At 63.8% G+C, this 11,585-nt stretch carries 10 protein-coding genes; 6 read left to right on the top strand and 4 right to left on the bottom strand.

Translation table 11 applies throughout. The features are described from left to right. Positions 1-85: 85 nt before the first annotated feature. Positions 86-862: an NAD(P)H-dependent oxidoreductase gene (locus NDI72_RS10270; RefSeq protein WP_283800423.1), complete on the bottom strand. Its 777-nt coding sequence runs from the start codon at positions 860-862 to the stop codon at positions 86-88. A 94-nt stretch (positions 863-956) separates the two neighbouring features. On the opposite strand from NDI72_RS10270, the gene NDI72_RS10265 reads away from it, so the two are divergent. From NDI72_RS10265 to NDI72_RS10250, 4 genes are all read left to right on the top strand, one after another. Continuing rightward, a complete protein-coding gene (locus tag NDI72_RS10265; RefSeq protein ID WP_283800422.1) occupies positions 957-1,820 on the top strand; it encodes a LysR family transcriptional regulator in 864 nt (287 codons plus the stop codon). A gap of 180 nt (positions 1,821-2,000) precedes the next feature. After that, entirely contained in the window at positions 2,001-3,212 is a 1,212-nt protein-coding gene (locus NDI72_RS10260) for an NADP-dependent isocitrate dehydrogenase (protein ID WP_283800421.1), read from the top strand. Positions 3,213-3,631: 419 nt separating this feature from the next. Beyond that, positions 3,632-3,988 carry a hypothetical protein gene (locus NDI72_RS10255; protein WP_283800420.1) on the top strand — a complete coding sequence of 119 codons (357 nt, stop codon included), beginning with the start codon at positions 3,632-3,634 and terminating at the stop codon, positions 3,986-3,988. After that, on the top strand, positions 3,985-4,611 hold the full coding sequence (locus NDI72_RS10250; protein ID WP_113154999.1) for a DedA family protein: 627 nt from the start codon (positions 3,985-3,987) through the stop codon (positions 4,609-4,611). Before NDI72_RS10255 ends, NDI72_RS10250 begins: the two co-directional genes overlap by 4 nt. 77 nt (positions 4,612-4,688) lie before the next feature. On the opposite strand, the gene alaS is transcribed toward NDI72_RS10250, so the two are convergent. Further along, positions 4,689-7,349 carry an alanine--tRNA ligase gene (gene alaS / locus NDI72_RS10245; protein WP_283800419.1) on the bottom strand — a complete coding sequence of 887 codons (2,661 nt, stop codon included), beginning with the start codon at positions 7,347-7,349 and terminating at the stop codon, positions 4,689-4,691. A gap of 206 nt (positions 7,350-7,555) precedes the next feature. Next, positions 7,556-8,635 carry a recombinase RecA gene (recA, locus tag NDI72_RS10240; RefSeq protein ID WP_113154997.1) on the bottom strand — a complete coding sequence of 360 codons (1,080 nt, stop codon included), beginning with the start codon at positions 8,633-8,635 and terminating at the stop codon, positions 7,556-7,558. A 235-nt stretch (positions 8,636-8,870) separates the two neighbouring features. Here recA and NDI72_RS10235 point away from each other — a divergent pair, with 235 nt between their 5' ends. Continuing rightward, entirely contained in the window at positions 8,871-9,821 is a 951-nt protein-coding gene (locus NDI72_RS10235; protein WP_283800418.1) for a carbohydrate kinase family protein, read from the top strand. A gap of 13 nt (positions 9,822-9,834) precedes the next feature. Continuing rightward, entirely contained in the window at positions 9,835-10,752 is a 918-nt protein-coding gene (locus NDI72_RS10230; RefSeq protein ID WP_283800417.1) for a pseudouridine-5'-phosphate glycosidase, read from the top strand. Between the two features lie 86 nt (positions 10,753-10,838). Here the strand turns inward: NDI72_RS10230 and NDI72_RS10225 are convergent, their stop codons facing one another. Next, positions 10,839-11,498 (bottom strand): YiaD family glycine zipper/OmpA-like lipoprotein, encoded by a 660-nt coding sequence (locus tag NDI72_RS10225; RefSeq protein WP_113154995.1) that lies wholly within the window; start codon positions 11,496-11,498, stop codon positions 10,839-10,841. Positions 11,499-11,585: the final 87 nt, after the last annotated feature.

Genomic DNA, 11,585 nt, shown 5'->3' with positions numbered 1-11,585 from the left:
GCCGGTTTTGGCGAATTTTGCCTCAAACCAAACCCGATTTCACGCCAGAATGCGCCATTCTGGACCAAAGTCTGATGGCTGTGCGCTACCGCGCGCCCTTGCGCGAGCGAAAGCGCAGTGCTTCGTCCGCCCCATCGGCGCGGAGCGGGAGACCGGTCTCATCCCAGTCGTTCCAGCCGGAAAAGGGCAGCGGTGTTTCATCGGCAATCGTTGCCAGCCGCGCTTCCCAGGAACGGCGACGGGCATCGAGCCGCCGCGTCTTCTCTTCATCGCTGTCATAACGGTAGCCATGGCCGGCAACGCCAAAGCTGAGAAAGGGCGGCAGAACGGCGAAGCCCATATAGTTGAGCGAATAGTGGATCGGCCACAAAAGCAGCTCGATATCGCCGCTGCGCCCGCCGGGGGCAAAGGACGTTTCGGGCGCACCCGTGGTGAGCGAAACCACCGCCTGCCTGCCGCGAAAGACGCCCCGGTCATAGCGCTTCGACCCGCTGTAGAGCAGGCCGTTGACGAAGACCCGGTCGAACCAGCCCTTCAGGATGGCCGGCTGGGCGTGCCACCACAGCGGGAACTGGAAGATCACCAGATCGGCCCGCTCAATGCGCGCGATCTCACGGCTGACATCGGCGGCAAGCGTGCCCTGCCGGCCTGCATGGCGCTGCTCTGCAAGCGTGGCAAACTGGTCCTGGTCGAGCCGGTTCTCATAATGCCGCGCGCCTTCAACCGGATCGAACCCCTCTCCATAGAGGTCTGACACCTCGACCGTGTGGCCGAGCGCCTCAAGCCGCCGGATGGCGGCGTCCTTGAGCGTTCCGTTGAAGGATGCGGGCTCGGGATGCGCGAAAACGATCAGCGCGTGCATCGGCTTTCTCCTGCATTGTGCTCTGTTTCGACAGGATCTAGGCTGTTTTCTGACGAACTTCGATTGAGCAAAACCGGAAGTCGAGCTTGCAAAAATGAACAACACGCTGGAATGGGACGATCTGCGGCTGGTGCTGGCGGTGGGCCGCGCGGGCACGCTGACGGGGGCCGCCAAGGCGCTTGGCGTCAGCCACCCGACCGTGTTTCGCAGGCTTGGCGAGATGGAGCGTCGCATCGGGGTGACCCTGTTTGAGCGCTCGCGCCATGGCTATGCGCCCACACCCGCCGGCGAAGAGGCGATTGCAGCGGCCGGCCGGGTCGAGACCGAGGTGCATGCGCTGGAGCGGCAGGTGATCGGGCGCGACCTGCGGCCTTCCGGCACGGTGAGCGTGACCACCACGGATGCGCTCTACGGCTTCTGCCTTGCGCCGCTTCTGGCCCGTTTCTGCAGCGCGTTTCCCGGGATCGAGCTGAATGTCGTTCTTTCAAACAGCGTGCTCGATCTGACGGAGCGCGAGGCCGACATCGCAATCAGACCGGCGACAGCACCGCCCGGCCACCTTGTCGGGCGTAGGCTGGGCGTGATCCGCCAGTCGATTTATGTGCGGCGCGGCCTGCTGGACGGGCCATGGCGGAAATCGACGCTCGGATGGATCTGGCCGGAGCGCCATATGGGCTATGCGGCGCTGGAAAGCTGGATGAAGGCCGAAAGTCACGCGCAGAACTGCCGCACGCGCGTGAATGCGACGCCGGGCATGCTGGCGGCTGCACAGCACGGCGTCGGGCTCGCCGTTCTGCCGGATTACGCAGCCGCAGACGATCCCGATCTGGAATGTGTGGAAGCCGTTCCCGCGCTGGATGTGGACCTGTGGCTCCTTACCCATCCCACCTTAAGGCGCGCGGCGCGCATACGCGCGCTGATGGACTTTGTCGCGGATGCTGCAAGGGACCGTTTCTGACACGCGCGCGGCGGGAAGAGTGGCGCATCATGCCGGCGACACGCTTGTGGTTACGCGGCGCCAGGGGTAAAACACTCCTCCCCGCTTTGCGCTTTCTGCAAGGAGTGCTATAGGGCAGCCGACCTTTGCGCGGCCGGTCTTCGCCGCGTCGTTTCACACTCTATAGTTGGGAGCTTTTTCATGGGTAAGATCAAGGTGGACAATCCAGTCGTCGAGCTCGACGGCGATGAGATGACCCGGATCATCTGGCAGTTCATCAAGGAAAAGCTGATCCATCCCTATCTCGACATCGACCTGAAATATTACGATCTGGGCATCGAATCCCGTGACGCCACGGACGATCAGATCACCGTCGATGCAGCCAATGCGATCAAGGAATACGGCGTCGGCGTGAAATGCGCGACGATCACCCCGGACGAGGCGCGCGTCGAGGAATTCGGCCTGAAGCGCATGTACCGTTCGCCGAACGGCACGATCCGCAACATTCTCGGTGGCGTGATCTTCCGCGAGCCGATCATCATGAAGAACGTGCCGCGCCTGGTTCCGGGCTGGACGCAGCCGATCATCGTTGGCCGTCACGCATTCGGCGACCAGTACCGCGCCACCGACTTCAAGTTCCCCGGCAAGGGCAAGCTGACGATCAAGTTCGTTGGTGACGACGGCCAGGAGATCGAGCACGAAGTGTTCGACGCCCCCTCCTCCGGCGTTGCCATGGCCATGTACAATCTGGACGATTCGATCCGCGACTTCGCACGCGCCTCGATGAACTACGCGATGATGCGCAAGGTTCCCTGCTACCTCTCCACGAAGAACACGATCCTCAAGGCCTATGACGGCCGCTTCAAGGATCTGTTCCAGGAGATCTACGAGGCCGAGTTCGAGGCGAAGTTCAAGGAAGCCAAGATCTGGTACGAGCATCGCCTGATCGACGACATGGTCGCTTCCGCTCTCAAGTGGTCGGGCGGTTATGTCTGGGCCTGTAAGAACTACGATGGCGACGTGCAGTCCGACACGGTTGCGCAGGGCTTCGGCTCGCTCGGCCTGATGACCTCAGTTCTGATGACGCCGGATGGCAACACGGTTGAAGCCGAAGCCGCACACGGCACGGTGACCCGCCACTACCGCCAGCACCAGAAGGGCGAGGAAACCTCAACCAACTCCATCGCTTCGATCTTTGCCTGGACGCGTGGCCTCGCCCACCGCGCCAAGCTGGACGACAATGCAGAGCTGGCGCAGTTTGCACAGACGCTTGAGCAGGTCTGCATCGACACCGTCGAATCGGGCTTCATGACCAAGGATCTGGCGCTGCTGATCGGTCCGGACCAGCCGTGGCTCTCGACCACCGGCTTCCTCGACAAGATCGACGAGAACCTGCAGAAGGCAATGAGCTAGGCAGCTCTTCGCGCATTCTGCGCAGCTTGAAGATCAGAACGGCCGGAACCTCGCGTTCCGGCCGTTTCTTTTTGGACATGGATTAAGGCGCGCGGACGGGCCGACGCCCCCGAAATGGTTCAACAGGTCATGAGGGAGGATGCCCGTCGCAGGGCGGAGCCTCGTCACGGCTCTCGCGCCAACCGGGGTTTTCGGATGTGAACGCGTGGAACCTGACCGTGAGGTCGATCTCCGTGTCCAGCGCGTTCGCCGGGGACGTTCCGCAAATCCTGCAGAGAGAACGGCCATGCCGGCAAGGCGGCCCCGGCGAAGCGCGGAAACGCATGACATCGAAAGCCAGGCGCCGGGCCTCTTTACGCTCGACAAACATGCCCCATCCCTGCGAGATAAGGTCAACGGCAAACACTCTGGGGCGATGAATGCGCGGCGCGATAAAATCCCTGTGGCAGCACAACAGGCTGCTCTTCATCGCCTTCTGCGTCGCCCTGCTCGTCACGCTGTTTCTGGCCGTGCGCACCGTCGCCTTCTACGCCTACTGGTCGAGCCATCGTTCGGTGCCCGTCGAGGAGTGGATGACGATCGGCTATGTCGCCCGCTCATGGGAGGTGCCGCCGCAGGAGCTGCGCGGTCTGCTCGACCTTTCGGTGGAGAACCATGACCGGCGCAGCATCGCGCAGATCGCGAGGGAGCGTGAGGTTGCAGCCGACACCCTTATCCGCGAGGTGGAACAGGCCGTGGAGACACTGCGCGCCGAGGGCGGGGAAACGGCGCAGTGACAGAGGAGATCCTTGCTCTTTTCGCGCTTTACGGCCTGCCCGGCATCTGCGTGATCCTTGCGGCTGGCCAGTTTGGCGTGCCGCTCCCCACCTCGATCCTTCTGATGACAGCGGGCGCGCTGATTGCCGATGGCGACCTGACGCCGACCCAGGTTTTCGCCTGGGCGCTTGCGGGCGCAGTGCTCGGCGACCAGTTGAGCTATGCAGTTGCGCGCTTTGGCGGACGCAGCCTGCTGGACCGCGTATTCAAAGGCGGAACGTCCGAAACCGGAAGCTTCGCCCGGGCGGAGCGTTTTTCGGCCAGATGGGGCGGGTTCGGCGTTTTCTTCAGCCGCTGGCTTGTGAGCCCGCTTGGGCCATGGATCAACCTGACCAGCGGGCTGGCGCGCTATCACTGGGGCAAGTTCCTGTTCTGGGATGTTGCGGGCGAAAGCGTGTGGATCATCGGTTATCTGTCGATCGGCTATGCCTTCAGCCGCTCCATCGCCGGAATTGCCGAACTTCTGGCCAATCTGGGCTGGCTGATCGGCGCGGCCGCCGTGACGCTGCTCCTGGGCGTGCTGATGTGGCGGGCGGTGAAAAGGCACCGCGCGCGCAGCGCCAGCGGCACACGCAACGCCTGAGCCGGATGCGAAAACGCCGCGCATCCGGTGGGACGCGCGGCGCTTGATGTTCATGTGATTTCAGAGCTGGCGGCCGGTCAGCCTTCCATCGCCGCCTTGACTGCGGCAATGGCTTCGGCGGCCTTCGAGCCATCGGGACCACCGGCCTGCGCCATGTCGGGACGACCGCCGCCGCCCTTGCCGCCAATGGCGGCAGACGCGACGCGCACGAGATCGACAGCGCTGAAGCGGTCGACCAGATCCTTGGTGACGCCCACCACGACGCTGGCCTTGCCTTCATCCGACGTGCCGACGAACACGGTGACGCCCGACCCCAGCGACGCCTTGCCATCATCGGCGAGCGGCTTCAGATCCTTGGGCGAAATGCCATCGACCACGCGGCCCATGAAGCCAACGCCGGCAACCGTCTCCGCGCCGCCATCCGATGCCGAACCACCGCCGCCAAGGGCGAGTTTGCGGCGGGCTTCGCTCAACTCGCGCTCCAGCTTGCGGCGCTCTTCAAGCACGGCTTCCAGACGGGCGGGCACATCGGCAGGCGCGACCTTCAGCGCGCCGGCGGCGCGCTTCAGCTGCTGCTCCTGCTCGCCAAGATAATGGCGGGCAGCTTCGCCCGTGAGCGCCTCGAGACGACGAACGCCGGCGGCGACCGCGCCTTCGGAGACGATGCGGATCAGACCGATATCGCCGGTCGCCGTCACATGGGTGCCGCCACACAGTTCAAGCGAGTAGGTCTTGCCTTCCTTCTCGCCATCCTGCGCGGTGCCCATGGAGACGACGCGAACCTCGTCGCCATATTTTTCGCCGAACAGCGCCATTGCGCCAGCCTCGATGGCGTCATCGACGGCCATGAGGTGCGTTTCGACGGGCGCGTTCTGGAGAACGATGCGGTTTGCGATGTCTTCGACGCGGGCAAGCTCGGCCTCGGTGATGGGCTTGGGGTGCGAGAAGTCGAAGCGCAGACGCTCGGGCGCGACCAGCGAGCCCTTCTGCGCCACATGGGAGCCCAGAACCTCGCGCAGCGCCTCGTGCAGGAGATGCGTTGCCGAATGGTTGGCGCGTACGCGGCGACGGCGCACGTGATCCACTTTCAGCGCGACGACATCGCCGACCTTGACCTGACCACCCTCGACACGGCCCATGTGAACCAGCAGGCCGTCGCCCTTCTTCTGGGTGTCGCCAATGGCGATGGAGAAGCCCTCTCCCGCGATCACGCCGGTGTCGCCCACCTGACCACCGGACTCACCGTAGAACGGCGTCTGGTTGGTGACGACGATCACCTCGTCGCCATCGCTGGCGTGCTCGACCATCGCGCCATCGCGCACGAGAGCCGAAACCACGCCCTCGGCCTCTTCGGTTTCATAGCCGAGGAAGTCGCTGCCGCCGGTCTTGTCCTTGACCGCGAACCAGACGGCCTCGGTTGCGGCCTCGCCGGAACCGGCCCAGTTGGCCCGCGCCTCGGCCTTCTGACGCTCCATCGCGTCATTGAAGCCGGTGAGATCGACATGGATGCCGCGCTGGCGCAGCGCATCCTGCGTCAGATCGAGCGGGAAGCCATAGGTGTCATAGAGTTTGAAGGCGGTCTCGCCATCGAGCCGGTCGCCTTCATCCATGTCGCTGGTGGCGTCGGAGAGAAGCGTGAGACCGCGCGCCAGCGTCTTGCGGAAACGGGTTTCCTCGAGCTTGAGCGTTTCGGTGATGAGCGGCTCGCCGCGCACCAGCTCGGGATAGGCGCGGCCCATCTCGCGCACCAGCGCCGGCACGAGACGCCACATGAGCGGCTCCTTCGACCCGAGAAGCTGGGCGTGGCGCATGGCGCGGCGCATGATGCGGCGCAGCACATAGCCGCGCCCTTCATTGGACGGCAGGACGCCATCGGCAATGAGGAAGCTTGCGGCGCGCAGATGGTCGGCGATGACCTTGTGGCTCGCATGCTGCGCGCCCTGCGCCTTGACGCCGGTGGCCTCTTCGGAAGCGTGGATGAGCGCGCGGAACAGGTCGATGTCGTAATTGTCATGCACGCCCTGCAGAACGGCTGCGACGCGCTCAAGCCCCATGCCCGTGTCGATGGAGGGACGCGGCAGGTTGACCCGCTCTTCCGGCGTCAGCTGCTCGAACTGCATGAAGACGAGATTCCAGATCTCGATGAATCGGTCGCCATCCTCATCCGGGCTTCCGGGCGGACCGCCGGGAATGTCCTCGCCGTGATCGTAGAAAATTTCCGAGCACGGACCGCACGGGCCGGTATCGCCCATGGCCCAGAAATTGTCGTTGGTGGCGATGCGGATGATGCGCTCATCCGGCAGGCCGGCGATCTTCTTCCAGAACTCGGCGGCCTCGTCATCCGTATGGTAGACGGTGACCAGAAGGCGCTTGGCGTCGAGGCCGAATTCCTTGGTGACCAGGTTCCAGGCCAATTCGATGGCGCGGTCCTTGAAATAGTCGCCGAAGGAGAAATTGCCCATCATCTCGAAGAAGGTGTGATGGCGGGCCGTGTAGCCGACATTGTCGAGATCGTTGTGCTTGCCGCCGGCGCGCACGCATTTCTGCGCGGTTACCGCGCGATCATAGGGCCGCGTTTCCAGACCGGTGAACACGTTCTTGAACGGCACCATGCCCGCATTGGTGAACATGAGGGTCGGATCGTTGCGCGGCACGAGCGGGCCCGAGGCCACGATCTCATGACCGTTTTTCTTGAAATAGTCGAGAAAGGTCGACCGGATGTCGTTGACGCCACTCATGTTTCAGCCTTTGCGAGAAGCCCGTCCAAGGGTGCGGGGAATAGAAGTCCGCCTTTTAACGCCAGCACCGGGACGTGTCCAGAAATCCCGTGCGCCAGCGCACATCATGCGGGCTTTACACAAAAAAACACCGCCGGCGAGCGGCGGTGTCTTGTCTTTCACAGTCAGCCAACGGTCACATCCGACAGTCGGCGTCACTCAAATTATCAATCGTCAGCGCCATCCTGGTCGCCGGGGCCGCCATCCTCAAGGAATTTTTCGGCGATGAGACCGGCATTCTGGCGCAGCGCCAGCTCGATCTCCTGCGCCGCCTCGGGATTGTCGCGCAGGAACTGCTTGGCGTTTTCACGCCCCTGCCCCAGACGCTGGGAATTGTAGGAGAACCATGCGCCCGACTTCTCGACGATCCCGGCCTTCACGCCAAGGTCGACCAGTTCGCCGGTCTTCGACACGCCCTCGCCATACATGATGTCGAACTCGACCTGCTTGAAGGGCGGGGCCATCTTGTTCTTCACCACCTTGATGCGGGTCTGGTTGCCGACCACTTCGTCACGGTCCTTGACGGAGCCGATGCGGCGAATGTCGAGACGGACCGAGGAGTAGAATTTCAGCGCGTTACCGCCCGTCGTCGTCTCGGGCGAGCCGAACATCACACCGATCTTCATGCGGATCTGGTTGATGAAGATGACCATGGTCTTGGAGCGCGAAATGGAAGCGGTGAGCTTCCGGAGCGCCTGGCTCATCAGACGGGCCTGCATGCCCGGCAGGGAATCGCCCATCTCGCCTTCGATTTCGGCCCGCGGCGTCAGCGCGGCGACCGAATCGACCACGATCACGTCGAGCGCGCCGGAGCGCACCAGCGTGTCACAGATCTCAAGCGCCTGCTCGCCCGTGTCGGGCTGCGAAATGAGAAGGTTTTCCAGATCGACGCCCAGTTTGCGGGCATAGACCGGATCGAGCGCATGCTCGGCGTCGATGAAGCCGCAAATGCCGCCCTTCTTCTGCGCCTCGGCCACCGTGTGCAGCGCGAGTGTCGTCTTACCGGAGCTTTCCGGGCCATAAATCTCGATAATACGGCCGCGCGGCAGACCGCCCACGCCCAGAGCAATATCGAGGCCCAGAGACCCGGTGGAGATGGTCTCGATCTCGACCACCTGATCGTTGGCGCCGAGCCGCATGATCGAGCCCTTGCCGAAGGACCGTTCAATCTGCGATAGCGCCGCGTCCAGAGCCTTGGTTTTGTCCACCGAATTATCCTCTACAAGCCGCAATGAATTCTGAGCCATGATACAACACCCCTTCGAGGTCAATGGAGGCGGTTCCGCCAAATCCGCGATGATTATCTGTACCTCTTTTGTTCTATTTTTGCAATAGGCACCAAAATATTGAAAAACATAAACAAACCAGATTTGTTCTATTTTTGTACGCGCAACACCATGCCGGACAGCCTCTCTGCCGCTCAGGAAGGCCGTGGCGGCGAAGGGGATTGCAGGGGTGCATTTCGATTCGCGGGAGAGCGCCATGAACGCGGATAAAGCCCCTCGCCTGCTGGCCATTGGCGGCGCGCATCCGGACCGGCGCGGACGCCTTAATGCGCCGCACATTCCCGCCACATCCAACCCCGGACGGATGAGCGAAGAAGTGGGCGGCGGCATATTCAATGCGGCGCGCATCGCCAGCCGGCGTGGCGCCGCGGTGTCGCTCATGTCTCTGCGCGGCGGCGATGCAGCCGGCAGCGCCGTGGCGCGCGCCATCGAGGATGCGGGCTTTGAGGACCTCTCCGCCACGTTTCTCGACCGCGCGACGCCCAGCTATACGGCGATCCTCGACCATGATGGCGAGCTGATCACCGGGTTCGCGGACATGGCGCTTTACGATACGGCCTTTCCCAAACAGATGCGCCGCTCGAAGGCGCGGCATGCCGCCGAACAGGCCGATGCGATCCTGTGCGACGCCAACATGCCTGAAGATGCGGTGGTCAGACTTGCGGAGATCCGGGCCGGCGCGCCGCTCTACGCCATCGCGGTCTCGCCCGCAAAGGCGGGGCGGCTGACCGCCAGTTTTCCGCAGATCGCCGTTCTCTTTATGAATGTGCGCGAGGCGCGCAGCCTTGCAGGCGTCGATGACGAGGCCGCCCTTCCCCGCGCCATCGAGGCGCTGCGCGCGCTTGGCCTTAGCGCCGGCGTGATCACCGGGGGTGGCGGATCGGTCATGATTTTCACCCCCGAAGGGCTGTGGCAGATAACGCCGCCGCGCATCGAGGAGATCGTGGACGTGACCGGTGCCGGCGATGCGCTGACCGGCGCGACGCTGACGGCGCTGATGCGCGGAACGCCCTTGCCGCAGGCCGTGCGCGAGGGCGTCGCGGCGTCCGGACTTGTGATCGCCAGCGCCTCGGCAGCGCCGGAATTCGACGATAACGCCTTCCTTGCGGCGCTTGAGCGGGTGCCCGCGCCGCAACCAGTTTCATAAAGGAGCCTCCCCCGTGCAGTCCAAGAACATTATCGACATCCACGCGCCCGTCGCCGAAGCCCTTGCCGCCGGCAAGCCGGTGGTGGCCCTGGAAAGCACTATCATCACCCATGGCATGCCGTGGCCGCGCAACAATGAGATGGCGAGCGACGTGGAGGCTCTGATCCGCGAAGAAGGTGCGGTTCCCGCCACCATCGCCGTGATCGACGGGCGGCTGAAGATCGGCCTTTCCGACCATGAGCGCGAGGCGCTGGCGCAGGCCAAGGATCCGATGAAGCTGTCGCGCGCCGACCTCGCCTTCGCCATTGCCGAAGGCAAGAGCGGCGGCACCACGGTGGCCGCGACCATGATTGCCGCGCAGATGGCCGGCATCCCGGTTTTCGCCACCGGCGGCATTGGCGGCGTTCACAAGGGCGCGGAGACGAGCTTCGACATTTCCGCCGATCTGGACGAGTTGGCCCAGACGCCGGTGATCGTCGTTTCGGCTGGCCCCAAGGCCATTCTCGACACGGAAAAGACGCTCGAGGTTCTGGAAACGCGCGGCGTGCCGGTCGTGGCGTATGGCACCGACACGATGCCGGCTTTCTGGTCGCGCCAGTCGCCCTACACCGCGCCGCTGCGGCTTGACACGGCCGAGGCGATTGCCCGTTTCCAGGCAACGCGCCGGGCGCTTGGCATCGACGGCGGCATGCTGATTGCCAACCCGGTTCCGGCGGATGAGGAAATCGCTGCCGACGTGATGGCCGGATACATCGCCACCGCCCAGAAGGAGGCGACCGAAAAGGGCATTTCGGGCAAGGATGTGACGCCGTTCCTGCTGGCCCGCATTCTGGAGCTGACCGATGGCGCAAGCCTCACCACCAATATTGCGCTGGTGAAGAACAATGCCCGCCTTGCCGCGCGGATCGCTGCCGCCATCGCCGCCGGCTGACCGCGCGACCTTATAACGGACACGAAAAAAGCCGCCGGCGATGCGCCGGCGGCTTTTCTTTTTGCGTATGACCGCTGTGTGCTCGATCAGGCGCCGGTGAGCGGCGACAGACGGATTTCCACGCGACGGTTCTGTGCGCGGCCTTCCGGCGTTGCGTTGGACGCAATCGGCTGGCTCTCGCCACGACCGATGACCGCGAAGCGCTGGCTGGCCGCGCCCTGCGAGATCAGGTAGCTGGCAACAGAGCTGGCGCGACGCTGCGACAGGTCCATGTTGTAGCTCGGGCTGCCGGTGGAATCGGTGAAGCCGAACACGTCGACGAGGGTGCGGTTGTACTTGTTGAGCACCAGCGCCACCGAATTCAGCGTGGAGTAGAACGCCGGCTGGATGGTCGACGAATCGGTTGCGAAGGTGATGTTCGACGGCATGTTGAGGATGATGTAGTCGCCCTGACGGGTGACGCTCACGCCCGTGCCCTGAAGCTGGCCGCGAAGCTGCGCTTCCTGCTGGTCCATATAGGAGCCAATGGCGCCGCCGGCGAGCGCACCGATGCCAGCGCCGATCAGCGCGTTGCGGCGGTCATCGCCACCAGCCAGAAGTCCAATGCCCGCACCCGCCAGCGCGCCGAGCCCTGCGCCGCCGGCCGTGTTGGAGATCTTCTGCTGACCGGTATACGGGTCTGTGCTGGTCACGCAGCCGGCGGCAAAGCCCGCCACGAGCGCAACAGCGATGGATTTCTTCAACATGGTCAGTATCCTCACTTGAATGGAAAGCAGCGACATGAATCGCGCGCAAATCGCCCCTTGCCTCTCCGTTTAGCACAGATCGGTTGG

Source organism: Nitratireductor sp. GZWM139 (assembly GCF_030068685.1).
Lineage (GTDB): Bacteria > Pseudomonadota > Alphaproteobacteria > Rhizobiales > Rhizobiaceae > Nitratireductor > Nitratireductor aquimarinus.
Note: the sequence above shows the minus strand (reverse complement) of the source record. Positions and strands in the feature narration are given on the sequence as shown.